This is a genomic window from Occultella glacieicola (genome assembly GCF_004353825.1).
Taxonomy (GTDB): Bacteria; Actinomycetota; Actinomycetes; order Actinomycetales; family Beutenbergiaceae; genus Occultella; species Occultella glacieicola.
The window spans coordinates 76,230-101,640 of the sequence record NZ_SMNA01000016.1; the positions used below are offsets into that span (position 1 = coordinate 76,230).

Genomic DNA, 25,411 nt, shown 5'->3' on the forward strand with positions numbered 1-25,411 from the left:
GAGTTCGTGGGCGCCCAGGTCGCGTCGTCGAGGGCCACGATCGCGGCGTCGTCGGCCGCGATGGCGGTGCGGATCGAGATCATGGCTCCCATCGTGCCGTACGGCCGGTCCGGCACCGAGGAGGGCCGACGGGGCCGGGCGTCCTGGGCGTACCGTCGTGGCCATGACCCCGAGGGAGCGGGCCGTGCCCGACGCGCCGCCACCACCGGCCCACGAGGCGGGACCAGCGCGCCGTCTGGTGCCCGTGCTGGCCGTGGCGTTCGCGCTGCTGGCCGTGATCGCGGACGCGGGCGACTGGCGCAACGGGCTCCTCCTGCTGATCCCGGTAGCCGCCTTCGGGGCCTGGTACCGCTGGGCGTTGCCGATCCCGCTGATCGCCGTCCCGGTTGTGGCAGGGGTGGCGGGCGCCACCTGGAACGGGGACTTCGAGCCGGCCTTCTTCCTGCTCTCCCTGCTCGCCCTGGTCTCCGTGGCGTGGTGCGAACACCGCCCGACGGCGTGGGCGCTGGTCGTGGTCTCGGTCGCCGCGGTGGTCGGGGTGACCGTGGCCCGCCCGGACGTGCACATCGCGTGGGCCCCGTGGGTCGTCGGCATCTCGTTCCCAGCGGTCCTCGGTTGGGTGATCCGGCGTCAGGAGCAAACCACCGCACAGCTGACCCGGGCCCGACGCGAGCTCGCGGAGCGCGCCGTGCAGGACGAGCGCCGCCGGATCGCCCGCGACCTGCACGACCTGGTCGGGCACGGGCTCGCCGCCGTGCTGCTCCAGGTCACCAGCGCCCGGCACGTGCTCCGGCGGGACGTTGACTCCGCCGACGAGGCCCTGGCGGCCGCGGAGCAGGTCGGCCGGGCCAGCATGGCCGACCTCCGGGCCACGATGGACCTGCTCCGGGCCGACGGCGAGCCCACCGGCAACGCCCCGCTGCCCGGCCTCGCACAACTGCCCGAGCTCGTGGCCGCCTACGCCGAACGGGGCCTGGACGTGGACCTGACGGCCGGGTCCGACGGGACCGGCGAACCGGCCGGCGCCGGCGACGCGCCCGAGGGGACCGACCCGCCGACCGCCACCCGCGCGCCCGAGCCGGGCACCGCCGTCGCCCTCACGCTGTACCGGATCGCGCAGGAGGCGCTCGCGAACGCGGCCACCCACGCGCCGGACGCGCGCACCCGGGTGCGCACCGCCGTCGGGCCGGCATCCATCAGCCTCGAGGTACTGACCGACGGCCCGCTCCGGCCCGGCCCGGCCGGCGCCGGCGGCCACTACGGCCTGCTCGGGATGCGCGAGCGTGCCGAGGTGATCGGCGCCGACTTCGACGCCGGGCCGACCGAGACGGGCTGGGCCGTCCGCTGCACCGTGCCGGTCGGGGCCGCTCCGTGATCCGCGTGGTCCTGGCCGATGACCAGGCGATCGTGCGTGCCGGGATCGCCAGGATCCTCGCCCCCGCCGACGGGTTCGAGGTCGTCGCCGAATGCGCCGACGGCACCGAGGTCGCGGCCGAGGTGGTGCGGACCCGGCCGGACGTGGTGGTGATGGACGTGCGGATGCCACGCCGGGACGGGCTCGCCGCGACGCGAGAGGTGCGGGCGTTGCCCGAGCCGCCGCCGGTGCTGATCCTGACCACGTTCGACGAGGACGAGGTGCTCTGGAGCGCCCTCGAGGCGGGCGCCGCCGGCTTCCTGCTCAAGGACGCCGGCGCGACCGACCTGATCCACGCCGTCCGGGCCGTGGCCGGTGGCGCCGCCTGGTTCGACCCGGCCGTCAGCACGCGGGTCCTGGCCGCCTACCGGCGCTCCGTGGTGCCGGGCCAGCGGCAGCGGCGGCGCCTCGAGGAACTGACCGAGCGGGAGACCGAGGTGCTGCGGTGGATGGCCCGCGGCGCCACGAACGCCGAGATCGCCGCGGGTCTGCACGTCAGCGACGGCACCGTGAAGTCCCACGTCGGGGCCGTGTTCGGCAAGCTCGGCGTTCGGGATCGGGCCGCCGCCATCGTGTATGCGTTCGACCACGGCGTGGTCAGCGCGGGGCAGGGCCCGCCCGCCCCGTAGGACCACGGTGGCAGGGCCGGTTCTGGACCGTGGGCCGATGTGCCCCCAGGCCACGCGGCGCAGGATCGTGGGCATGACGGACCAGCTCACCAGACCCGATCGGCGGGACGCGATCGTGGCCGCCATGTCCAGGCCGCCGGCCACCGAACCGAACCGCTACCGCGTGGTCGTGGTGGCGTTCCTGTCCCTCGGGGTGGTGGCCTACGCGGCCGTCGTCTACGGGGGCTTCGACGTGTCCGCGTCCATGGTCGACGTGCGCGAGGGCCTCGCCTGGCACTATCCGCTGCTGTGGACGCACATCCTCACCGGCGCCATCGCGCTCGGCCTCGGGCCGCTGCAGTTCGTGCGGCGGATCCGCCGGGTGCCGCGGGTACACCGCTACCTCGGGCGGGCCTACCTGTTCGCCGGGGTGGTCCCGTCGTCGATCGTCGGGATCGCGGTGGCACTGCTGACCACGAGCGGACCGGTGGCCGCCGCCGGGCTCGTGGTGGGGGACCTGCTCTGGATCACGACGGCGGTGATCGCGTACCGGCACGCTCGCGCCGCCCGCTACCGGCAGCACGGCGAATGGATGATCCGCAACTTCGCGGTCACGTTCGCCGCGGTGACCTTCCGCGCGTGGCTCGGCCTCACGATCGCGGGCCAGGTGCCGCTGCTGGAGCCGGTGTACGGCGGAGACTTCGACGCCCTGTTCGCCGTCGCCTACGCCGCCACGTGCTGGTTGGCGTTCATCCCGAACCTGGTGTTCGTCAACCTCTACCTGCGGCATCGGCACGCCACTGCACACCCACGGCGATGAGCGCGATCGCGAGCCCACCGAGGGCGAGCACGGACCCGGCCCAGGCGGGCGCCAGGTAGCCGAGGCCGGCCGCGAGCACAAGCGCGCCGACCCAGGCTCCCACGGCGTTGCCGATGTTCAGGGCGGAGTGGTGCAGCGCGGCGGCCAGCGACGGCGCGTCCGGGGAGGAGTCCAGCAGCCGGGTCTGCAGCGAGGGGCCGAGGAACTGCGAGATCGTCGCGATCGCGAACAGCCCGATGATCCCGGCCACGGCCCAGTGCGCGGTGAGCGCGAAGCCGGCGAGCAGCACGGCCATGCCGACCAGGCCCGCGATCGCGGTGCCCATGACCGAGCGGTCGGCCAGCCGCCCGGCGATCAGGGTGCCGACCGTCATACCGGTGCCGAACACGGCCAGGATCCAGGGCACGGCGCCGATCGGCAGGCCGAGCACCTGCGGCACGATCTCGCCGATATAGCTGTATACGGCGAACATGCCGCCGAACCCGACGGCGGCGATGCCGAGGGTGAACCAGACCTGCGCGTGCCGGAACGCCCGCAACTCCCCGCGGGCGCTCGCCCGCTGACCGGCAGGCCGGGGCAGGGCCGGCACGAACCGCCAGATCGCGACCACCGCGGCGAGCGCGACCACCACGACCACCGCAAAGGCTGAGCGCCACCCCACCCACTGGCCGAGCGCCGTCGACAGCGGCACGCCGATCATCGTCGCGACGGTGAGCCCGAGCATCACCTGGGACACGGCGCGAGCCCGGCGCCCGGCCGGGGCCAGGGTGGCCGCGATCAGGGAGGCCACTCCGAAGTAGGCGCCGTGGGGCAGCCCGGCGAGGAACCGGGACGCCGTCATCGAGCCGAGCTCCGGGGCGATCGCGGAGAACGCGTTGCCGAGCGCGATCGCCGCGGCGAGCAGCAGCAGGAGCTGCTTGCGCTCGAGCCGGGCCGCCATGACCACGATCAGGGGCGCGCCGATCACGACCCCGAGCGCGTACGCCGAGATGAGCGTGCCTGCGGTCGGCACCGAGACCGTGAGGGTGGTCGCGATCTGGGGCAGCAGACCCATGGTGGCGAACTCGGTGGTGCCGATGGCGAAGCCGCCGAGGGCCATCGCGACGATCGCCATCCGCAGCCCGCCGGGGCCGATGGACGACGGCGTGGGCCGGCTTCCCGGGGTGGGCGGCGGCGGGTCCGTGGTGCCGGTGGGACCGAGCGGGGCCGTCGGGTCGGCGTCGGTCCGGGTGGTCATCGGGTGCACTCCAGGTTCGGGGGAGGTGCTGCCGACGTTGGGAGCCATGGGTCGAAACGATTCTAGTGACGGTGTGCCGGTTCCGACAGGGGGTGTGGGCAGACTCACGGGCCGGCCGACCGGGGCTCGTCGGTCGGACGGGTGGCCCATCCACAGGCGGCACCTGGTCCAGCGGGCGGCGTCCGGGCAGTACCGCCACTGGGGATGGGCCGTTCTGCCCGCGGCTACGGGCGCCCCGGGCCGGTCCGCCCGGGTAACATCGCGGCGGCTGGGACCGCTGATCGAGATGTCCGCGCCCGCCTCGACCACGGAGGGTGGACATGTCGTATCAGAGTCAGGGTCAGAACGGGTCCGACGGGTCGGGCGGCGGCTACCCGGGTGGGTACGGGGCGCCACAGAACCCGAACCCGTACGGTGGCGCCTCCGGTGCGTACGGAGCACCACAGAACCCGAACCCGTACGGTGGCTCCTCCGGTGCGTACGGAGCGCCCCAGAACCCGAGTCCGTACGGCGGTCCGGACGCCTCGAGCCCGTACACCACCCCGGCCAGCGGCGGCTACGGCGTGCCGGCCGGGGGCTACGCCGGGGCGGGGGCCTACGGGACGCCGGGTGGCTATGGGGCCCACCCGCCGCCGAAGCGGTCGAACACGGGCCTGATCGTCGGTCTCGCCGTGGGTGGCGCGGTGCTGCTGTTCCTCATCGTCGGCGTGCTCGCCAATCTCGGAGGCCGGGGCGACTATGGATCCGACCCGCACCTCGACCGGCTCCACGATCAGTGCGAGGCCGGCGACTATGCCGCCTGCGACGACCTGTACTTCGAGTCCCCGGTCGGCTCGGAGTACGAGGAGTTCGGTGACACCTGTGGTGGTCGCACCGATGGCGGCACCCTCTGCGAGTACGAGGACTTCTGAGGCCTCACCGGACGAGGTCGAGCTCGAGCCATCGGGCCAGCTCGGCGATCTCCCGGTCCACCGCGCTCGTCGTCGCGGCACTGAACGGCACGTCCTGATGCACCGCGTGCACCCGGAACACCCCCGCCTTGCGGTCGGCCGTCGCGTCCAGCTTCCCGACCAGGGCGTCGGAGTGCAGGATCGGTAGCGCGAAGTAGCCCCAGCGGCGCTTGGCGGCGGGCTTGTACATCTCGAGCAGGTACTCGAACCCGAACAGTTCCCGGGCGCGGGCCCGGTCGTGCACGAGCCGGTCGAACGGGGACAGCAGCGCCGCGCGCCCGGAGAACGGCTGCCCGAGCTGTGCCGGGTCGACGCGCCAGGTGCCCTTCACGCCGTCGACCACGGCCTCCTCCCCGGCCTCCCCGACGTCCCAGGCCTCGACCGGGGACTGGGTGGTCCGGGCTCGCGCAATCCCGAGCGCCCGCAGCCTGCGCTCGTCGCGGATGCGCCGGGCGTCCTCGGCGGGCACCACCGGGGCGTCGGGGTAGACCCGGTCCGCCAGATCCCACAGGCGCTGCCGCCCGGACCGCCCCGCGACGGCCACCTCGCCGCGTGCCGTCATGCACTCCAGCATCATCGTCACGTTGCGGTTGTCCGTCCATCCGGTCGAGCCCCACGGCACGGCACAGGTGTCCGGCAGGTCCCGCGAGAGTTGCGGGCCGTCGGCCTCGAGTCGGCGCAGGATGTCGCGCCGGCAGGCATCGTTCGCCCGGATCCACTCCCGGGCCGGACCCGTGCGCTCGGGCCAGGCGACCATGTCCGCCCGGTAGAGCGCGATGTCCGCGGCCGGTCGGATCAGCGCGAGTACCTCGATGAGGGAGTGCTCGGCGAGCGCGCGCTGCAGCTCCGCACGGTCGTACCCCGACCCCAGCCGGCTCCACAGGACCAGGTCCGCGTTCGGGGCGACGGCCGCCGTCGGGTCCACCTGCAGCATGGCGAGGTGCCGGACGACCTCGAACAGGTCCGAGGGTCGACGGCGGCCCAACATCTGGGCACGGACGGCGATCCGTCGGGCGTCGGTGCCGGAGAGGCGGTGGACCGTCGGGGACATGGGTGTCACTCGCGGCCCGCCATGGTCGCCACGTCCACCTCGTTGCCCTCGGCGTCGGCCAGGGTCCACCACGTGGGCGCATGCGAGGACACGAGGGTCCCGCCGGCGGCCAGGGCTGCGGCCACCCGCGATTCGCCCTGGTCCGGTGGCACGCAGATGTCGACGTGGATCCGGTTCCGGCCGGTCCGGGGCGGGTCCATCTGTTGGAACCAGATCGAGGGGCCCCGGCCGAGCGGGTCGTCCAGGTCCTCCTCGCCGCGCGCGGCGTAGCCGAGGACCGCCCGCCAGAACGGCATCACGTCCGCGTGCACGTGGGCGTCGATGGCGAACTGGACGGCCTGGACCGTGTCCGGGCGTGCGGTCGCGCCGAGCTCGGCCGCGGCGAGCGAGACCTGCCGGGCCAGGTCCGCGTCCCGGCGGCTGATCGTGCCGACGTCGTGGGAGATCAGCCGGACGGTGACACTGCCGTAGCGCAGGTCGACGTCGGGATGGTGGTTCGCGGCGTCGGCCAGCTCACCGATCCGCCCGATCAGGGCGACTCCGGTCGCGAACGTGCCGGTCTCGAAGTTCGCGGTGGCCCCACCGAACAGCACCCGCCAGTCGCCCACCCCCTCGCTCGCGTCGAAGGCCGACGGCGTGATGGCGTCGGACACGGCGCTCACCGCCCCACGAGGAACGCGTGCACCCGCTCGGTGAGCAGCGCGGCGGCCTCGGGCCGGTAGGAGGGCAGGCTGGAGTCGGCGAAGTAGTGCTGGTCACCGGGGTAGAGGAACAGTTCGGCGTCCTCGGTCGATGCGACGAGTTCGCGGGCCGCGTCCACGTCGCCCTCGTCCATGAAGTAGGGGTCCTCCTGGGCGCCGTGGATCTGCACCGGCACCCCCGCCGGCCAGGCCTGCCCGAACTCGGTGTGGGGCACGCACGAGTACATGAGCAGCGCGCCCCGTGCTCCCGGCCGGGTCTGGGCGAGTTGCTGCGCGGGCACCACTCCGAGGGAGAAGCCGGCGTAGACCAGCTCGCTCGGCAAGCCCTCGGCGGACTTCGAGCCTCGGGCGAGCACCTCCTCGAACCCGATCTCACCGACGTGGGCCATGCCATCGGGAATCGAGTCGAAGGTCCGGCCGTCGAACAGGTCCGGTGTGTGCACGGTGTGCCCGGCGGCCCGCAGGTCGTCGGCGAAGGCGTGGAAGCCCGGGGTCTGCCCCTGGGCGTGGTGGAACAGCAGAACCTCAGCCATGACGTTTCCTTCCGTGATCATCCGGCGGGTCTGGGTGTCGCCGAATGATCCATGAGTCTAGAATGATCCAATAGTCTGGATCAATCGTTGGACGGAGATTCGATGGACGCTGCGGTGTCGGGTTCCCCGGCCTCACCCGACTACGACCTCCTGGAGACGGTCGCCGTGACCGAGCCCGCCAAGCTGCGCGCGATCTTCGACCCCTTGCGCGGGCAGTTGATGGACCTGGTCCTGGAACGGGCCGCGACCGTCACCGAGCTCGCTGCCGCCGTCGGCCGCCCGAAGAGCACCATCGCCCACCACGTGAAGGTCCTCGTCGAGAACGACATCTTCACGGTGGTCCGGACCCGGAAGGTCCGGGCCATCGAGGAGCGCTTCTACGGACGCGTGGCCCGCACGTTCTATGTCGGCGCGGTTCCGCTCGAGGACGTCACGCCGCTGCCGTGGTCGAACTACCTCGCGGACGCCGCCGCGGAGTCGATGCCCGCCTATCACGCGGACACGATGTGGGCCCAGCACCTGCATGCGCGGATTCCCCGGGAGCGGGCGAACGAGTTCTGGAAGCGCGTCGACGAGGTGATCGGGGAGTTCGCCCGGCTCCCGCGCGAGGGGGACACCGTCTACGGGTTCGCGGTCGGTCTGTACCCCACCGAGCATCCGACGCTGCCCGAGCGGAACGACTAGGCCCCGGTCCGCCGCGGGTCGATCAGGAACTTCATCACGTCGGCGTCCCCGTTGCGGGCGATCGCCCGGGGCAGGTCGTCCAGGCCGAAGGTGCCGGAGACGAGCGCGTCCAGGTCGACCGCCCCGGACGCGGCGAGCTTGATCGCCGTCGGCCAGGTGTCGACGTAGCGGAACAGGCCCTCGATCGTCAGCTCGCGGCTCTGCAGCAGGAACAGGTCCACGTCGATCCGGTCCGTGCCCATGCCGACGAGCACGGCCCGCCCGTCCGGGGCCAGGGCGCGCAGGCCCGCATCGATCGCACGCGCGTTGCCGGAGGCGTCGATGAACGCGGTGACCACGCCGTCGAGCGGCACGTCGGAGACCGGGTCGAGCACCGCCGTCGCCCCGTTGGCGAGCGCCATCTCGCGGCGGGCCGGCAGCGGGTCGGAGACGATCACCTCGGTCGCGCCGAAGGCGCGGGCCGCGGCCGCGGTCAGGATCCCGATCGGCCCGGCCCCGGCGACCAGGACGCTCGAGCCCGGCACCACGGCCGCCTTGCGGACCGCGGCGATGCCGACCGACAGCGGCTCGACGAGCGCGGCCGCGGCGTCGGAGACCTCCTCGGGCACCGGGTGGGCGAAGTCCGCCGGCGCCACCAGGTACTGCGCGAACGCGCCGTCGACCGGGGGTGCGGACGGGAACTCCATGTCCGGGCAGAGGTTGTACCGGCCGGTGCGGCAGTACTGGCACCGCCGGCACGGGCGCTGCGGCTCCACCGCGACCCGCTGACCGACCCGCTCCCGGGGCACGGCGGAGCCGACGGCGGCGATCACCCCGGTCGCCTCGTGGCCGAGGATCAGGGGTCCCTCGACGACGAGGTCGCCGACCCGGCCGTGGTCGTAGAAGTGCACGTCCGAGCCGCAGAGCCCGACGGCGGTCAGCGCCACGAGCACGTCGAACTCACCCGGGGTGGGTACGGGGGTGTCGCGGACGACGATGGTGCGCGCGCCGTCGAGGAAGGCGGCTCGCATCGTCGTGGGCAGCGGCGGGGTCGGCGGAGTCGTTCGGTTCACGCGGCCAGCCTAGGCGCAGCCTGGGCTGGCCGGGCGATCGTGGCTCAGCTGGTGCCAGGCTGGCTGGTGCGTCGCTTCGGGGCGCGGCGGGCGGGCTGGGAGACCGGCTCGACGTCCGGCACGGCCGGCACCGGAAGCGTCACCGGTGCGTCCGCGCCCACGTCGACGGGCCGCCCGTGGTGCCAGGTCCGCAGGCCCGGGCCCGCGACCACCTCGTAGGTGGCCTCCTCGGGTGCGGCGCCGCCGTTGCGGCGGATGCTCACCCGGAGCACGTTGCCGCCGTAGGTGACCTGGAACGCGATCCGCTGCAGCGCGTGCGGGAGCCGGGGGGCGAAGGTCACCCGGCCGCCGTGGTCGCGCATGCCGCCGAAGCCGGCCGTGGCGACCAGCCAGGACCCGCCCATCGCGGCGATGTGCAGGCCGTCGTCGACGTTGCCGTGCAGGTCGCCCAGATCCACGAACGCGACCTCCGCCCAGTAGTCGTAGGCGAGGTCGAGATGCCCCGTCTCGGCGGCCAGGACCGCCTGCGTGGCCGCGGACAGCGAGGAGTCGCGGACCGTGCGGGCCTCGTAGTAGGCGAAGTTGCGTTCCTTCTGCTCGGGCGTGAACAGGTCGCCGCGCAGGTGCATGGCCAGGGTCAGATCCGCCTGCTTGATCACCTGACGGCGGTACAGCTGGAAGTACGGGTAGTGCAGCAGCAGCGGGTACCACTTCTTCTTGGTCCCGGCGAAGTCCCAGTCGGCGTGCCTGGTGAAGCCGAGCGACTGCTCGTGCACCCCGAGGTCGGCGTTGTAGGGCATCGCGGCCCCGGCGGCGGCCCGCCGCCAGAGGTCGATCTCCCCGGCGTCCACGCCCAGGGCCGCGGCGACCTCCGGGCGGCGTTCGCACGCGTCGGCGGCGTCGGTGAGGTTCTGGGCGGCCATCACGTTCGTGTAGAGGTTGTCGTCGACGATCGCCGTGTACTCGTCCGGTCCGGTGACCCCGTCGATGTGGAACGCGGAGCCGTTGAAGTGCCCGATCGAGGCCCACAGCCGTGCCGTCTCGGTGAGTAGTTCCACGCCGGCCCCGACCTCGAAGTCCTCGTCGCCGGTGACCGCAAGGTAGCGCGACGTCGCCGCGGCCACGGCCGAGTTCACATGGAAGGCCGCGGTGCCGGCCGGCCAGTACCCGGAGTTCTCCTTGCCGGAGATCGTGCGCCACGGGAACGCCGCGCCCCGCAGCCCGAGCTCCTTGGCCCGGGCGCGGGCCTCACCGAGGGTGGAATGGCGCCAGACCAGGTGGTCCCGCGCGGCCGCGGGCATCGTGTAGGTGAGCATGGGCAGCGCGAACACCTCCGCATCCCAGAACGTGTGCCCGTCGTAGCCGACCCCGGACAGGCCCTTGGCCCCGATCGCCTGCCCCTCGGCCCGGGCCGCGGACTGCAGGATGTGGAACATTGAGACCCGCACCGCCTGCTGCAGGGCCGGGTCGCCGTCGATCTCGACGTCCGCCCGAGACCAGAACTCGTCCAGGAAGTTGCGCTGCTGCTCGAGCAGGCCGTCCCAACCGGTCAGCCGCGCCACGGACAGCGCCGCCTCCACCTGGTCGCGCAGCGCGGGCGCCGACCGCCGGTGCGACCAGCCGTAGGCGACCAGCTTGATCAGCCGCAGCCGCGCACCCCGCGGGACCTTCGCCGTCACCGTGTAGCGGGCCAGATCCCCGGCGGCCTCGATGGTGGTCTCGACGTCGTCCGGGGTCTCCAACAGGTGCGTCATGCCCGCGGCCACCCGGAGCTTGCTGCGGCGGGTCCGGTGCACCAGCACGGCGCGGCTGTCCCGGGCAGCGGCGAACTCCGCACGCAGCGGCCGGTCCAGGTGGGCCGCGTCGCGCGGGTCGCTGGAGGGGGTGGAGCCGGCCTCGTTCGCGAGCAGGTCGGACTGCAGCGCCACGTAGGCGTCCCCGTCCAGCGGCTCCACGTCGTAGCAGATCGCCGCGAGCGAGCGCTGCGCGAACGACACCAGCCGTCGCGACGTGACCCGCACCGAGGTGCCGCTGGGGGAGGCCCACTCCGTGATCCGGTCGAGGGTCCCAGCGCGCAGGTCCAGGCTCCGCTCGTGGTGCTCGATGGTGCCGTAGCGCATGTCGAACGGGGAGTCGCCGACGAACAGGCGGATGATCTTGCCGTCGGTGACGTTGACAACCGTCTCCCCGGACTCGGGGAAGCCGTAGCCGGACTCGGCGTGGGGCAGCGGGCGCTCCTCGAAGAACCCGTTCACGTAGGTGCCCGGGACCGCCCTGGGCTCGCCCTCCTCGAGCGAGCCGCGCAGCCCGATGTGGCCGTTCGCGAGCGAGTACAGCGACTCACTGGCCGCCAGGGTGTGCAGGTCCAGTCCGGTGCGACCCAGCGTCCACGGGTCCACCCGGTAGGCGCTGTCCCGCTCGTACTCGGTCGCGTCCGCGTCGTTGCTGCCGCGGTCCGCGGGGTTGACGCTGCTGTAGTCCGTCATGGCGCGTCCTCCTCGAGCAGTTCGGCGAGGTCGCCGACGACGACGTCCGCTCCGTTCGCGGCGAGGTCGGCGGCCTGGTCGAGGCGGTCGACCCCGACGACGTAACCGAAGTTGCCGGCGCGTCCGGCCTGAACGCCGGCGATCGCGTCCTCGATCACGGCGGCCCGGTCGGGCGTCACCCCGAGCGCTCGGGCCCCGGCCAGGAACGTGTCCGGAGCCGGCTTGCCCGGAAGGTGGTCCCGGGCCGCGACGACGCCGTCGATGCGTGCCTCGAGCAGATCGGTCAGCCCCGCCGCCGCGAGGACGTCGGCGCCGTTCGCGGACGCCGTCACCACCGCGGTGCGCAGCCCTGCGGCCCGCACCGCGTGCAGGTAGGCGACCGACCCCGGGTAGGTCGCGACGCCGTCGGCCGCCAACCGGCGACCGACCTCGGCGTTCTTGCGGTTGCCGATGCCGCACACCGTGTCCGCCTCCGGTCCGTCGCCGGGCCCGCCCTCCGGCGGGTGGATCCCCCGGGAGGCGAGGAACGCCCGCACCCCGTCGTAGCGGCGCCGGCCGTCCACGTGGGCGGCGTACTCGGCCTCCGTGAACCCGGCCTGCCCGTGGGCGGCCAGGATGGGGTCGAAGGTCTGCTTCCATGCGGTGCGGTGCAGCACCGAGGTCTGGGTCAGGACACCGTCGAGGTCGAACAGGACGGCGCGGATGGTGGGCGGGAGACCGAGCCGGCCGTCGCCGGTCGTCGCTGCAGCTGCCATGACAACGACGCTAGCCCTCGCCGGCCCGATCTGACGAACCGGGCCCGGCACGTCGCGAATTGCCGAAATCCGTTGTGTTCCCGGGCGTTGCGTCACTGACCCGGGTGGCGGGTCAGTGACGCAAACCACGGACATGGGTCCCCGAGGTGGTGATCGCCGGCGGTCTACCCGGTCGCCTTGTGCAGGCGCCGGATCGACCTCGGTGGCCGGGGGCCGAGGTAGGAGCGGCCCGGGTCGACGAGGAAGCCCTGGCGCAGGGCCTCGCGCCCGATCAGCATCCGGAAGCCCATCCGGTCCCGGTTGCTCAGGGTGACCTCGGCGGTGATCGGCCGCTCCGCGACGACGAGATCGAGGAGCACGACGATGCGGCGCTGAGCGTGTCCCGAGGAGCTGCGCACGAGCCGCCGGTCATGCACCGGGAGGGCAACCTCGACCTCGTCCCTCGATGAGTTCTGCAGGGGGTGCAGGGTGAACGAGACCCAGGGGTCGCCGTCGCGCTCGAACTCACTCAGACCGAACGCGTGGAGGGCGCTGGATCGGGCGCCGGTGTCGATCTTCGCCTTGATCCAGGGCACCCCGATCCCCGGCAGCGCGACCCACTCGCGCCATCCCGTCGGGGTGCTTAGATGGGTCGGCCCTCTCACCCCGACATCCTCGCAGGCGAACAGCATGAAACTGGCGATCCTCTCGCGCGCGCCCCGCGCCTACTCCACCCGGCGGCTCAAGACCGCCGCGCTCGATCGTGGCCACGACGCCAAGGTCCTGGACACGTTGAGGTTCGCCATCGACCTGTCCGGTCCGGAACCGGATCTGCAGTTCCGCGGTAAACCGATCTCCGACTATGACGCGATCCTGCCGCGGATCGGCAACTCGATCACCTACTTCGGTACCGCCGTCGTGCGGCAGTTCGAGCAGATGGACGTGTACACGCCGAACACCGCGAATGGGATCTCGAACGCGCGCGACAAGCTCCGGGCGAGCCAGATCCTCGCGCGGCACCAGATCGGCATGCCGGCGACGGCGTTCGTGCGCAACCGCGCGGACGTGCGGCCGGCGATCGAACGGGTCGGCGGGGCGCCCGTGGTGATCAAACTGCTCGAGGGCACGCAGGGCATCGGCGTGATCCTGGCCCCGGGTGTCAAGGTCGCCGAGGCGATCATCGAGACCCTGCACAGCACGAAGCAGAACGTGCTCATCCAGAGCTTCGTGGTGGAGAGCAAGGGCCGGGACGTGCGCGCCCTGGTGGTGGGCGACCGCGTGGTCGCCGCCATGCGCCGGACGGCGCACGGGGACGAGTTCCGGTCGAACGTGCACCGGGGCGGTTCGGTGGAGCCGATCACCCTGGATGCGGCGTTCGAGGAACTGGCCGTGCGGTCGGCGCAGATCATGGGGCTGCGGGTGGCCGGCGTGGACATGCTCGAGGGGGCCGAGGGGCCGCTCGTGATGGAGGTCAACTCCTCCCCGGGCCTGGAGGGAATCGAGACCGCGACGAATCTGGACGTGGCCGGTGCGATCATCGACCACATCGCCGACCAGGTCGCGTTTCCGGAGATCGACGTGCGGCAGCGGCTGACCGTCTCCACCGGCTACGGCGTCGCGGAACTGTTGGTGCACACCGGCGCCGACCTGGTCGGGCGCACCATCGGCGACTCCGGCCTCGAGGACCGGGACATCACCGTGCTGACGCTGCACCGGGGTACCGCGGTGATCCCGAACCCGCGGCGACGCACCGTGCTCGAGGCGGAGGACCGGCTGCTGTGCTTCGGCAGACTGGAGGAGATGCGGTCGATGATCCCGGCCCGGCGCAGCCGTCGCCGTAAGGTCCGCACGCTGCCGCCCGGCCCGCTCCTCGAGTCATGAGGCGGGCGGCGCCCAGCCACCGGGGCCGGCCAAGGGTCGGCGTTTGCAGCGGTCCGGGCAGCGCGCGTGGGCTCACTTCTTCCGGCTCGTCCCCTTCGTCTGGGCCTTCTTGGCCGGCGACTTCTTGGCGGCCGCCTTCTTGGCTGTGGCTGATATCGCGGTGTCCTCGGACGGGCCGATCGGTCCGTAGAGCGGCTGCGGCTCGGCCATCTCGAGGTCCGCGGTCGCCTGGATCAGCGCCAGGAGTTCGGTGTCGAGGCCCGGCGAGAACTCCTCGAAGCGCTCCGGGGCGATCTCCGAGGGCACGCCGGCGGGCGCCTGCTCGCTCGCGTCGAGTTCGGTCCCGTCGTTCGAGGGTGACATCCCGCGGAAGATCTTGCCTGCCTCCGACGCGCTCGTCAGGTCGAACGTGTACTGCTTGCTCTGCAGCCCCAGGTCGAGGAGCTTCTTGACCTCGGGGAACTTCTCGGCGTTCGTCTTCGGGATCGGCAACACCTTGGCCCAGTTCACGCCGAGCGTCTCGAGTGCCCGCGCGTACGCGTTCTCGTGCGCCTGGTCGCGGACGATGAGGTAGGAGATGGTCGACCGTGCGGTCTTGTTCGCCGTCATCTCGTAGATGCGGCACTTCTGGAGTCGGCCGGTGGACTCGAGCATGAGGTTGTACAGGAGGTCGAGAACGAGATTGCCGGAGTTGTAGACGTAGCTGCCACTCCAGGGGTTCCCGGCCGCGTCCACCGGAAGGGCACCTTGGGCCGCCACCAGATAGTGGTGGATGTTGCTCTGGTCGAGGGCGATGTTCAGCGGTGCCGCGCCGCCGGCGCCGGGGGTGTCCAGGGGATCAGTCTCCTTGCCGTTGTACCGCGGCGACCCGTCCAGGAGCCGCGCGATCGTCGTTCCGATCAGCTCGACGTGACTGATCTCCTCCGTGCCGATGCCTTGGAGCAGGTCGCGGTAGGGCTTTCCGGCCGGTCCGCGGAAGTTGATGCTCTGGAAGAGGTACTGCATCATCGTGCGCATCTCACCGAACTGGCCGCCGAGGCCCTCCTGGAGAGCGTTGGCCGCGGCCGGGTCCGGCTCGTCCGGCACGATTTCGTTGATCAGGCGTTGCACGTGCAGGTACATGGTGGTCTCCCCTTCGAAACGTTGGCTGGAGTGAACTGTGAACCCGGTTCGCCGCGCGCGCATCCTGGAGGAGAGCCGGGGTCGGCGCGCGCGCCTATGCTCGGATCCGGCGCCGCATCCGGTGGCGGACCACGAGGGAGGCTGGGTGGGCGTGCGGGATCTGCGGATCGGAGTCGTCGGGTTCGGGGCGAGGGGCCCATTGGCGCTGGAAGCGCACCGGCCCGGCGCGGGCGCCGTGGTGGTGGCGGTGTGCGACCCGAGCGAACGTGCCCAGGCCCAGGCGCGAGAGGCGTTCCCGGGGGCTCCGGTCACCACCGACCTGGCCGAACTGTTGGCGCACGGTGTGGATGCGGTCATGGTGCTCACTCCGGATGATCGGCACGCCGCCCCGGTCCTGGCCGCGCTCGAGGCGGGCGTGGCGGTGTTCTGCGAGAAGCCGCTCGCGGTCCGGATCGAGGACACCGACCGGATCCTGACCACCGCTCGTCGCACCGGCGCCCGCCTGTACGTCGGCCACAACATGCGGCACATGCCGGTGATCACCGTGATGAAGGAACTCATCGACTCGGGCCGGATCGGCGAGGTCAAGGCCATCTGGTGCCGGCACTTCGTGGGCCACGGCGGCGACTACTACTTCAAGGACTGGCACGCCGACCGGAGTCGGAGCACGAGTCTGCTGCTGCAGAAGGGTGCCCACGACATCGACGTCATCCACTGGCTGGCCGGCGGCTACACGCGCCGGGTGGCGGCCGTGGGCGCGCTCACCGTCTACGGCGACATCACTGACCGCGCGGACCGGTCCGACCAGCGCATGACCGAGTGGTTCAGCCTCGAGAACTGGCCACCGCCGGAGCAGCGTGGCCTTCACCCGATCGTGGATGTCGAGGACCTGTCGATGATGAACATGGTGCTCGACGGCGGGGTGCTGGCCTCCTACCAGCAGTGCCACTTCACGCCGGACTACTGGCGCAACTACACGGTGATCGGCACCGAGGGTCGGATCGAGAACACCGGGGACGCCGCGGGCGCGCGGGTCGACCTGTGGAACCGACGGCACGACGGCGCCGGTGAGCCGGACGAGAGCTTCGAGGTCCCCGCCGGGATCGGCGGCCACGGCGGCGCGGACTCGATGCTGATCACCGAGTTCCTGCGGTTCGTGCGTGAGGGCGGCCGGACCGAGACCTCCCCGGTGGCGGCGCGTGAGGCCGTGGCCGCCGGGATCGTGGCCACCGCGTCCCTGCGCGGCGACGGTTCCGCGCTCCCCGTGCCGCCGTTGGAGTCGGACCTGGTGGCCTACTTCGACGCCGGGCAGCCCGGCTCGAGATCGGCGCACTGACCGGGCGATTCCTCCGAATCACATATCCTGGTACGCCTGACCCCACCAAAGGGCACGCATGGCACAGATGGCGTTGGGCTTCCCGCGCCAGGTGGCCGAAGCCAGGGACTGGCGCGAGGAGAGCGACGAGACCCTCCTCGACGAGGTCCGGGCCGGGCACGTGGCGGTCTTCGCCGTGCTCTACGACCGGTACCGCGACCAGGCAGTGCGCTCGGCCAGGCGCAACGGTGCCGGCGAGCACGCCGAGGACGTCGTGCAGGACGCCTTCATCGGGGTGCTGCGGGCCATCCGCTCCGGTGGCGGGCCGACGCAGGCCTTCGCTCCGTATCTGTTCGGCGCCCTGCGGAACGTGGCGATCGACCGGTCCCGACGGGTCGGTGAGATCCCCGTCGACGATCTGGACGATGTCGCCGGGGTCGTGGAACCGATGGTGGTCGCCGACGCCAGTGACGATGTCCTGGATCGGGGCATCGTCACCGACGCGTTCAAGTCCCTTCCGGCCCGCTGGCAGCAGGTCCTCTGGCTGACCGAGGTCGAGGGCTACGGTCCAGCTGCGCTGTCCGAGGAGATGGGGATCAAGCCGACGGCGGTGGCCGTGCTGGCCTCCCGGGCGCGGAGCGGGTTCCGGTCGGCGTGGTTGCAGGCACACGTCGGTGCCGGACGCCGCACCGACCTGCCCGAGGAGTGCGCCAGGGTCGTCCCGAAACTGGGGGACTACGAGACCGGACGTCTCACCGCGCGGCGCAAGCTCGCCGTGCAGAACCACCTCCAGGGGTGCGTGGACTGTAGCGCGGTCGCGCTCGAGTTGACGGCGGTCTCGGAGAAGTTCGGCGCCGTGCTCGTGCCGGTGGTCGTCACCCTGCCGCTGTTCTTCCTGACGTCGACGGCGCTCAAGGCCGGCGTCCTGATCGGCGGTGTCGCCGGCGCCGGCGCCGCGACGAAGGCTGCGGGTGCGGCCGGTGCGACGCTCGGCAAGGTCGGCGTGGCCGCCCGCACGGCGGGGCGGTTGGTCAAGGCGAACCCGATCGCCGCAGGCGCGACGGTGGCGATGGCCGGTCTGGCCGTGGTCGCGGCCGTCGCCTGGGCGAGCGAGCCGCCACCTCCCGACGCCGGCGCGGACCCGGGGACCAGCGTGGCCACCGGGCCCGACTCGAACGGCCCGACGCCGACCGCCGATCCGACGGCGCCGGCTACGAACCCGCCGCCGTCCGGCTCGCCCACGCCCACCCCCGCCGCGCCGACGACCCCACCGCCGGACCCGGCCGGCCTGGTCTTGACGACGCCGGTGGCGGCGCCGAACCCGACGACGCCACCGGCCCCGGATCCCACGGACGGGGCGCCCGGGCCGAGCCCCACCGACGAGCCGCCCGCCCCGGAGCCCACCGGCGGGCCGGTCGACCCGGAGCCCACCGGCGGGCCGGTCGACCCGGAACCGACCGACGAGCCGGTTGATCCCGAACCCACCGATGAGCCGGTCGACCCGGAGCCGCCCGCGACGCTGACGCTCCGTGGCACGCGAACGGGTGACGTGTTCGTCTCGCCTACGTTGTCCGGCGCGGGGGAGCCTGGGGCCACCGTGACGATCCTCGACGACGCAGGTGCCACCGTGGCGACCACCGTCGTCGAGGACCGCGGAGCCTGGTCCGCGACCCCGGACCCGGCTACGGTCGAGGGCCCGACCACCTACCGCGCACGGCAGACACTCTCCGATGGCGGCGTCATGCCTGCCGCGCAGACCGTTGGTCCCTACGTGTACCTGGCGCCCACGCTGATCGTCGAGGACGAGATCGAGTGGGGCTCTGGCGGGGACTGCGGTCCGGTTGACGGCGCCTACGTACCTGGCATCGACTTCTTCCTCGACGGCACACCGGGCGCGCAGGTCCGGTTCGTGCTCGATGGCGAGGTACGACCGACCATCCATACGCTGGTCGGGAGCGGTCTCGGGGTGTGTTGGCCGAGCGAGGGCGCCCCGGAACTCGATGACGGTGAGCACACCGTGGGCGTCCGGTACGTCGTCGAGGGAACCGATGCCATCGGTCGCCTTGCCCAGGTGTCGTTCATCGTGACCGGCGCCCCATCCTGACGTCCGCGAAAGTCCTTTCAGTTCTCGCGTTATAACCGACAGTCGCCTGCGTCTTGCTAGGTACGGGTGGCTTCCGGGTCGCCCGTGCAGGACGGACATCCGGGCGGGAGCGAGACGATCATGACCGGGCGTGGGCAGGTCACAGTGCCGCAGGGGGGTACTGGGCGGCGCGCGCGCGACCCCAGATCGCTCGTTCTCGGGCCGGGGTCCCCGCTCGACTGGGTGGAGCTCACATCGACACCGTCTCCCGCGTTCGAGGCGTTCCCGGCTGGGGGCCGTGGATCGAAAAAGGACGGTTGCGGCGTGAGCGTGGAGGGCTGACCTTCCGCACCTCCGGGGGTGTCTGCGGTGGCGGGGTGCCTGACGCACCCCGCCCCCGCCGGTCAGACCGCGATGAAGTAGGCGCCGCTCTCAGCGAGACGGCCCGACGCGAGCGCGGCACCCAGTTCGCTGTCGAGTCTGGACCGGATGCCGTCGGTCAGGCGAGAGCCACCGAACGTGGCGTTCGTCGCCCGGAGCAGTTCCTCGGCGGTGATGCCGGCAGCTGCCCGCGCCAGGTCCGCCATCGCATTCGTGACCTCGATGCTCGCGATGTGCTCCAGGGGGCGGACCGACACGTTCTCCTGGACCCGGTAACCGCGCCAGACGCCCGGGTCGCTGCCCCGCGGCCAGACGAAGCCGTCCCGCACCGCCAGATCCGTGGGGAGTTGCCCGAGGATCGCCCGGACCCGGGTCTCGGCGACCTTGGTCAGGCCGAAACTGTTCCCCACCAGGCGTGCGAGGCGTTCGGCATGCACCGGACCCTCCTGGGCCACGACCGCTTCGATCGCCTGGAGGATCTCGGCCCGAGCCCGCGCTGCGGGTAGCGCGTCCAACGTGGAACGTGCTCCGAGCGGCCGCCGGTCCCAGGGCTCGAACGGGGCGGCGAGGCTTGGCGAGGAGGTGGCTTCGGCCGTGTCGACGATCTCCTGCTCGACGATCTCCTGGTCGACCATCTCCTGCTCGACCATCTCCTGCTCGACGATCTCCTGGTCGACCATCTCCTGCTCCGCCACCTCATGCTCGGCTGCGGCCGTCTCGGTCGAGCGGGTCGTCGCGAGGAGTCGCTCCGCCTCGCCGTCGGGATCCTTCAGCCAGGCGGGCAGCCACAACCGTTCGACTGTGGGCCACCGCATCATCACCGAGAGCACGTCGACCGGAAGCCCGTCCCGGTCGCCGACCGTGCCCCGGCGCGCCCAGCCCGGACCGTCGAGAAGCACGGCCACGACGGGGTCCTCCGGGCGCTCCGGCAATGCGAGCGAGAGGTCCACCTTGAAGTCCGAGAGGCCGACGTCCGTGTGGACGATCAGGCCCCGTTCGCGCAGGGCCGAGGCGACCTGCTCCCGGTGCCGGTCCGCGATCACCGTGCGACGCGGCACCGACGCGATGGTGCCGAGCACCGCCGGCCCCTGGGCGGCCATGTCCAGGTAGTTCCGCAGGTGTTTGATCCCGACCGATGCCGTCTGCTCCGCACGCAGTTGCTCGGGGTCGAACGAGGAGAACACGACGACCTGCCGCCGTGCCCGGGTCACGGCGACGTTCAGACGGCGCTCGCCACCGGCGCGGTTCAGGGGGCCGAAGTTCAGCGGCAGGACACCACGTTCGTTCACACTGAACGCGGTGGAGAACAGGATCACGTCCCGCTCGTCGCCCTGCACGTTCTCGAGGTTCTTCACGAACAGGCCCTCGTCGTTGTCGTCGAGGGCGGCCAGCAGCCGGTCGTCGCCGGTGTCCCGCAGCAGGGACTCGATGTGGTTGCGCTGCTGGACATTGAACGTCACCACCCCGATCGACGGCGCGCGACCGGGGTGGGCATCGAACCGACGGACGACGTCGCCGACGATCGCGTCAGCCTCGACGGGGTTGGTGCGCAGGAGACGGCCCTTGCCGGTCCGGTAGAAGTGCCCGTCCACGCGGACCAGCGACACGCCGATGCCGTCGATGTCCGGGGAAGCCGCGCCGTTGTTCGGGGCAGGGAAGGAGGAGAGCCGGTTCTCGTAGTAGTGCGCATTGCTGAACGCGATCAGTGACTCGTCGCGGCTGCGGTAGTGCCAGGACAGCCAACGCTGCGGTACCCGGGACTGGAGACACTCGGTGAGGATGGACTCCTCGTCGTCGACCACGTCCTCGACCGCCGTGGTGAACTCGTCGTCGCCGCCGTCGAACAGCGGCTCACCGAAGGATGTCGGCGGCATCTGCTTGCTGTCCCCGACCACGATGACGCCGTTCGCACGGCCCATGGCGCCCACGGCGTCGGCGACGCGGATCTGGGAGGCCTCGTCGAAGACGACGATATCGAACTGGTCGGCGAGGGCCGGGAAGAACCTGGCCAGCGAGTCCGGACTGACCAGTACGCACGGCATGATCTGGGTGATGAGGTCGCCATAGGTCCGCAGCAGCGCGCGCACCGCGAGGCCGCCCCGCTGGCGGCCGAGCTCGCGACGAAGGGCGCCCACGCGCCCCCCGGCGTCGGGGTCGAACAGTCGCGAGTCCAGGACCTCACGCGGCACGATGGTGCTGAGGTGGTCCCGGACGTCGCGCGCCGAGGTCGTGAAGCGACTGATCGTGCGACCGTGCCCGATCGGGTCGAACCCGGCGAGGCCGGTCGTGCCGCCACGCTCGGCGATCGAGGCCTCAGCCACCCCGAGGTCGAGCGTGCGGACCGCGTCATCGGCGTGCACCACGCCCTCGACCAACTCATCGCGAGCCGCCGCGAGCCCGACTGCCCGCAGCGGCTCCAAGCCACCGAGGAAGGCGGCCCAGCGCCGCGCCGCGAGGAGTTGCGGGTCGGCGAGGTCACGCGACGCGGAGGTCATCGCCCAGGTGCGCACCAGCCCGTCTCGGGCCGCCCACCGGGCGAACGGGTCCTCCGGTGCCCCCGGGGCGGCGGCCCCGACGAGCGAGTCCAGCTGTCCGAACGCGGCCAGAAGGTTTCGCAGGAGGCCGACGACGGTTGGATCGAGCTCGTGGGTCCGGCCCGCGTCGCGAGCGTCGAGGTAGGTGCGAAGTGCCGAGACCGCATCGGCCCGCGGGTCGGGCGTCAGGGCGACGGCGGCCCACTGCGACCAGCCCAGCTCGGCGTCGAGGTGATTGCGGTCACCGGCCACGAGGGGGTTCCAGTTCGGGGGCAGGTGCACACCGGGGGCGCGCTCGGCCAGTTCGCGGATCTGGGCTGCGGCGCGCACGGCGCCGGCGAGCATGGTCGTGACCTCGACGAGGTGCTTATGGCCGATCTCAGCATCGGGCAGTAGCCCCGGACGAAGGGTCTCCAGGACCCCCTTCAGCCGTCTCCTGCGGCCGAAGAAGCCGGACGACGCCGCTGCCTGGGCGGCCGCGTGGATCTCCAGCACGGGCAGGTTGAGGACGTCGGGACCGGCGACGCGGGCCACGGCTCCACTGTGGTCGCGCACGAACGACGCCAGCGCGGTGCGCAGGTCGGAGCGTGCGTGCTCGCCCGCCGCGGACCGCACCGCGTCCAGGTCCGCCAGGACCGTGGGCGAGGTGACGATCGTGACGACGGCGTGCAACTCCCGGACCGATCGCGCCGCGGTCACGGCCTCGGTCAGCAGACCTGACGACCCGAGGGTCCGCTCGGCCGCGTCGACTGCCGCGTCCACGCCGCGAACGGCGGCGACGAGAGTATCCGTGTGCAGGCCACGAGGGTCCACGGTGCCCACGAAGCCCCACGGATGCCGCGGTCGCGGCTGCGCCGGGTCGGCGACGTCGGGCAGCACCTCCAGGGCTCGGCGAACGGCGGCGAGCGCGCCCGGTCCGCCGGAGGCCACGAGCGCCGTCGGAACCGGTAGCGGGTGGGGTTCGTCCCGTAGCGTGAGCCGCTGCGTCTGAGCCGAGTAGAGGGAGAGCCCGGCCCCGTTCGGCTCGTGCAGTTCGGCTGCGTACCGGGCGAGCCGACGCCGTGTGGAGCGCAGGCTCTCCGTGGCTGCCGTGTAGCCCTGGGTGTCGGTGTCCACGGCCAACTCGAGTGTCCGGGAGATCTGCGCCCGCACCGCGTTCGGCCGGCTGCTGCGATCGTGCAGGTCGAGCGAGAACGGTCCCATCCCGACGTCGTCGAGGCGCCGACGGACGACGTCAAGGGCGGCTCGCTTCTCGGCGACGAACAGGACCCGCTTGCCCTCGGCGACGGATCGGGTCAGCAGGTTCGTGATGGTCTGGGACTTGCCGGTCCCTGGAGGGCCTTCGAGGACGAAGGTCCGCCCGGCCACGGCTTCGGCGATCGCGCCCAGTTGCGAGGAGTCGGCCGGCACCGGGCAGATGCTCGCCAGCTCGTCGAGGTCCACCTCGGCCGGTGGGGGAACGGGGTCGTCGAAGGCATCGGTGGGCGTATGGATCAGGTGGTGCACCAGCGGGTTGTGCTCGAACTGCTCCCAGTTCTCGTCGAGGTCCTTCCACAGGCGGAACTTGGCGAACTGCAGGATCGCTAGGTCTGCCGTCGCCTCGACCCTGAAGTTGAGTCCCGCTGTGATCAGGGCAAGCCGGGCAGCGGTCAGTGCGGCGTCGAGATCCACTCCGCGACCGTCCTCGGTGGGCTCGGCTAGACCGGGGATCTCAAGGTCGAAGAGCTGCCGGAGCTTCTCGAGGAGGCAGAAGTTCGGAGTGGATGCGCCGGACTCGTCCAGTGTGATCGTGTACGCACCGGCCTTGGAACGGGTGCGTAGCGTGACGGGGATCAGCATCAGAGGCGAGCGGAGGTGCTCGGTGCCGGTGGACCAGACCAGCGACCCGAGCGCGAGGTAGAGATTGTTGGCGCCGGTGTCCTCCACGATCGTGCGGGCCCGGTGGGCGAGGCCGCGCAGCCGGCCGTGGTAGGCGGCGCCCGGCACGTCGGAGTAGACCGACCGTCGCTCGTGCAGGAGCGAGGAGCGCAACTCCTCGTCGAGCTCGGCGCCGACCGTGACTCCACGCTGGGCGTGCACGGCATCGACGGAGTCCGCGGCCAGGAGGCTGATCGAGATGCCCGAGTTGATCGCGTCCTCGAGCCGCGGGAGTTGGCCGGGCGGGACCGCCAGATGGATCGCGGCCCGTTCCGAGAACTTGATCAGTTTGTTGCGCAGGCTCAGGTCGAGGAGGGAGTTCTTCCACTGTTGGACTCGGGGTGGCGCAATTGCCCGGCCGGAATCCCCGGCTGCCGTTCCCTCGACCTCCCGGGCCTGGCTCGTGGCCACGGTCCCGGCCGCGGGATCACCGGACTGCGGCCGGTACTCGACCACGACCACATCGCCGTCCCGGCCGCGGACCCGGGCCGGCAGCGGCAGGATCCGGTTGCGGCGGGCCTCGTGCACGTCGATGACCCCGTAGACCTCCCGCAGGTCGCCGGTGAGGAACCGGGCATACGGCTGGCGTGCGACGACCGCGCGGTCCGCCAGTTCGGTCGCGGTGATCAGCGTGGTCTCGATCAGACCGATGGCGCCGACATCGACCAGGTTGACGACTCGCGAGGTATCGGTGTCGAAAACCACGCCGAGGGATGTGGGCTGGCGCCAGTACCCGAGGAACGCGTGTCCGGACACGATCCACAGCAGGGGCCGGATCCCGGCCTGCTCGAGGGCCGCCGCGAGGACGACCACGGTGTCGAGGCAGGTGCCGATCCGCCCCTCCAGCACCTCGCCCGGCGTGCGCACCTTCTGCCCGTGCGCTGACCAGCTCGACGGGGCCTCGGCGTACCGGATGCCGCGTGCGTGCGCCGCCATGAAGATCCCCCGAACGAGCTCGTCAACGCGATCCGGACCCGACTGATAGCCCTCGAGCGAGGCGCTGCCGGTCTCCCGGCGAAGGATCTCGCCCGCCTCGCCCAGCAGTTCCGCGATCACGGGATGGTTCGGCATCACGAACGACGCGAGCACCTCGGTCGTGACGGGGTGCTCCGAACGGAGCCAGTGCTGCGCGGCCAGGAGTCGGACCGGCAGCGCCATGCGGGCGAGCGGCTCGTCGACGACCGCCACCTGTTCACCCTCGCCCTGGGCCACCTCGTCCTGGGCCACCTCGTCCTGGGCTACCTCCGGTGGGAGCAACTCCACAACGACCTCGGCCGGCCGATCCTCCTCCACCTGTGCCATCGCAGCCGGGTCGAGGACCACCGGCACGTCACGAACTATCGTCTCCCGTCCCCGGGCGAGGTCCACCGTCACGACGCAGGGGCGTGCGAGGTCGCCATGGACGTCGAGCACCCTCACCCGAACCCGCGCCCCGCGCAACTCGAGGTCGTGGCTCGCGATCCGCACCTGCCCCACCACGGCGAGGCCGTTATGCGCCATCGCGTAACTGAGCACGTCGAGGGCATCGACATCGAGCGTGATCGGACTCGTCACTGGGTCTACCGGCTTCCTTCAACGGGCGGACTTCTGCGTTAGCAGGGTGCCATGGATCACCCACACCGCCGCGCCGATCCGCCCCGCGAGGGCGCGTGTTCCGAACGTTGCGTCACTGACCCGGCAGGTGGGTCAGTGACGCAACGTTGTGAGGGTCGCTCCGCCGGGGGAGGTGGCCCGGCCGATGTCGGGGGTCGATGGCACTGTTGTTCGCAGTGCAGATCAATGGGGAATCGCGAACTGGGGAGGCGGCGATGGAGTCGGTGCAGGAGCGGGAGGCGTGGTTGGCCGAGGGGGTCGAGCTTTGGACGGCGCGGTCTCGCCTGGTGCGGACGGACTGGGAGGGGATCGGGT

18 protein-coding genes are annotated in these 25,411 nt (G+C 72.0%); 8 read left to right on the top strand and 10 right to left on the bottom strand.

The genetic code is table 11. From position 1 onward, the window contains the following. Positions 1–163: 163 nt before the first annotated feature. The 3 genes from EXU48_RS25370 to EXU48_RS22895 all read left to right on the top strand — a co-directional run bounded on the left by EXU48_RS25370 (position 164) and on the right by EXU48_RS22895 (position 2,842). Positions 164–1,375 carry a sensor histidine kinase gene (locus tag EXU48_RS25370; RefSeq protein WP_133110012.1) on the top strand — a complete coding sequence of 404 codons (1,212 nt, stop codon included), beginning with the start codon at positions 164–166 and terminating at the stop codon, positions 1,373–1,375. Further along, entirely contained in the window at positions 1,372–2,043 is a 672-nt protein-coding gene (locus EXU48_RS22890) for a response regulator transcription factor (RefSeq protein WP_133110013.1), read from the top strand. Before EXU48_RS25370 ends, EXU48_RS22890 begins: the two co-directional genes overlap by 4 nt. A gap of 73 nt (positions 2,044–2,116) precedes the next feature. Continuing rightward, positions 2,117–2,842 carry a DUF2306 domain-containing protein gene (locus tag EXU48_RS22895; RefSeq protein WP_165962957.1) on the top strand — a complete coding sequence of 242 codons (726 nt, stop codon included), beginning with the start codon at positions 2,117–2,119 and terminating at the stop codon, positions 2,840–2,842. On the opposite strand, the gene EXU48_RS22900 is transcribed toward EXU48_RS22895, so the two are convergent. After that, positions 2,793–4,079 carry an MFS transporter gene (locus EXU48_RS22900; protein WP_133110015.1) on the bottom strand — a complete coding sequence of 429 codons (1,287 nt, stop codon included), beginning with the start codon at positions 4,077–4,079 and terminating at the stop codon, positions 2,793–2,795. The genes EXU48_RS22895 and EXU48_RS22900 overlap by 50 nt on opposite strands. 320 nt (positions 4,080–4,399) lie before the next feature. Between EXU48_RS22900 and EXU48_RS22905 the strand changes: the two genes are divergently transcribed. Further along, positions 4,400–4,990, top strand: a complete 591-nt coding sequence (locus tag EXU48_RS22905) for a hypothetical protein (protein ID WP_133110016.1) — start codon at positions 4,400–4,402, stop codon at positions 4,988–4,990. A 4-nt stretch (positions 4,991–4,994) separates the two neighbouring features. On the opposite strand, the gene EXU48_RS22910 is transcribed toward EXU48_RS22905, so the two are convergent. Genes EXU48_RS22910 through EXU48_RS22920 form a run of 3 tightly spaced genes read right to left on the bottom strand, consistent with a single transcriptional unit; the run spans position 4,995 to position 7,314 of the window. After that, the gene (locus tag EXU48_RS22910) at positions 4,995–6,080 is read right to left on the bottom strand and encodes a DNA glycosylase AlkZ-like family protein (RefSeq protein ID WP_133110017.1); all 1,086 of its coding nucleotides are present in this window, start codon (positions 6,078–6,080) and stop codon (positions 4,995–4,997) included. Positions 6,081–6,085: 5 nt separating this feature from the next. Then, positions 6,086–6,742, bottom strand: a complete 657-nt coding sequence (locus EXU48_RS22915; protein ID WP_235857223.1) for a VOC family protein — start codon at positions 6,740–6,742, stop codon at positions 6,086–6,088. Next, a complete protein-coding gene (locus EXU48_RS22920; RefSeq protein ID WP_133110018.1) occupies positions 6,739–7,314 on the bottom strand; it encodes a dienelactone hydrolase family protein in 576 nt (191 codons plus the stop codon). Before EXU48_RS22920 ends, EXU48_RS22915 begins: the two co-directional genes overlap by 4 nt. Positions 7,315–7,416: 102 nt before the next feature. Between EXU48_RS22920 and EXU48_RS22925 the strand changes: the two genes are divergently transcribed. After that, the gene (locus tag EXU48_RS22925; protein ID WP_133110019.1) at positions 7,417–7,998 is read left to right on the top strand and encodes an ArsR/SmtB family transcription factor; all 582 of its coding nucleotides are present in this window, start codon (positions 7,417–7,419) and stop codon (positions 7,996–7,998) included. Here EXU48_RS22925 and EXU48_RS22930 read toward each other — a convergent pair. The 4 genes from EXU48_RS22930 to EXU48_RS22945 all read right to left on the bottom strand — a co-directional run bounded on the left by EXU48_RS22930 (position 7,995) and on the right by EXU48_RS22945 (position 12,962). Further along, complete coding sequence (locus EXU48_RS22930; protein WP_235857224.1) at positions 7,995–9,050, bottom strand: NAD(P)-dependent alcohol dehydrogenase; 1,056 nt, start codon at positions 9,048–9,050, stop codon at positions 7,995–7,997. The two genes, EXU48_RS22925 and EXU48_RS22930, sit on opposite strands and share 4 nt — an antisense overlap. Before the next feature lie 44 nt (positions 9,051–9,094). Beyond that, on the bottom strand, positions 9,095–11,536 hold the full coding sequence (locus EXU48_RS22935) for a glycoside hydrolase family 65 protein (RefSeq protein ID WP_133110020.1): 2,442 nt from the start codon (positions 11,534–11,536) through the stop codon (positions 9,095–9,097). Continuing rightward, positions 11,533–12,291 carry an HAD family hydrolase gene (locus tag EXU48_RS22940; protein ID WP_133110021.1) on the bottom strand — a complete coding sequence of 253 codons (759 nt, stop codon included), beginning with the start codon at positions 12,289–12,291 and terminating at the stop codon, positions 11,533–11,535. The genes EXU48_RS22935 and EXU48_RS22940 overlap by 4 nt, the downstream gene beginning before the upstream one ends. Before the next feature lie 164 nt (positions 12,292–12,455). Next, complete coding sequence (locus EXU48_RS22945) at positions 12,456–12,962, bottom strand: ATP-dependent zinc protease family protein (RefSeq protein ID WP_133110022.1); 507 nt, start codon at positions 12,960–12,962, stop codon at positions 12,456–12,458. Between EXU48_RS22945 and EXU48_RS22950 the strand changes: the two genes are divergently transcribed. Beyond that, on the top strand, positions 12,961–14,151 hold the full coding sequence (locus tag EXU48_RS22950; RefSeq protein WP_133110023.1) for a RimK family alpha-L-glutamate ligase: 1,191 nt from the start codon (positions 12,961–12,963) through the stop codon (positions 14,149–14,151). The two genes, EXU48_RS22945 and EXU48_RS22950, sit on opposite strands and share 2 nt — an antisense overlap. A 72-nt stretch (positions 14,152–14,223) precedes the next feature. On the opposite strand, the gene EXU48_RS22955 is transcribed toward EXU48_RS22950, so the two are convergent. Beyond that, entirely contained in the window at positions 14,224–15,273 is a 1,050-nt protein-coding gene (locus tag EXU48_RS22955) for a manganese catalase family protein (protein ID WP_133110024.1), read from the bottom strand. 151 nt (positions 15,274–15,424) lie between these two features. Here EXU48_RS22955 and EXU48_RS22960 point away from each other — a divergent pair, with 151 nt between their 5' ends. Together EXU48_RS22960 and EXU48_RS22965 are read left to right on the top strand one after the other, a co-directional pair. Continuing rightward, positions 15,425–16,609 (top strand): Gfo/Idh/MocA family protein, encoded by a 1,185-nt coding sequence (locus tag EXU48_RS22960; protein ID WP_133110040.1) that lies wholly within the window; start codon positions 15,425–15,427, stop codon positions 16,607–16,609. A 58-nt stretch (positions 16,610–16,667) separates the two neighbouring features. Beyond that, complete coding sequence (locus EXU48_RS22965) at positions 16,668–18,692, top strand: sigma-70 family RNA polymerase sigma factor (RefSeq protein WP_133110025.1); 2,025 nt, start codon at positions 16,668–16,670, stop codon at positions 18,690–18,692. Positions 18,693–19,075: 383 nt separating this feature from the next. On the opposite strand, the gene EXU48_RS22970 is transcribed toward EXU48_RS22965, so the two are convergent. Beyond that, on the bottom strand, positions 19,076–25,057 hold the full coding sequence (locus tag EXU48_RS22970) for a DUF3320 domain-containing protein (protein ID WP_133110026.1): 5,982 nt from the start codon (positions 25,055–25,057) through the stop codon (positions 19,076–19,078). Positions 25,058–25,411 lie beyond the last annotated feature (354 nt).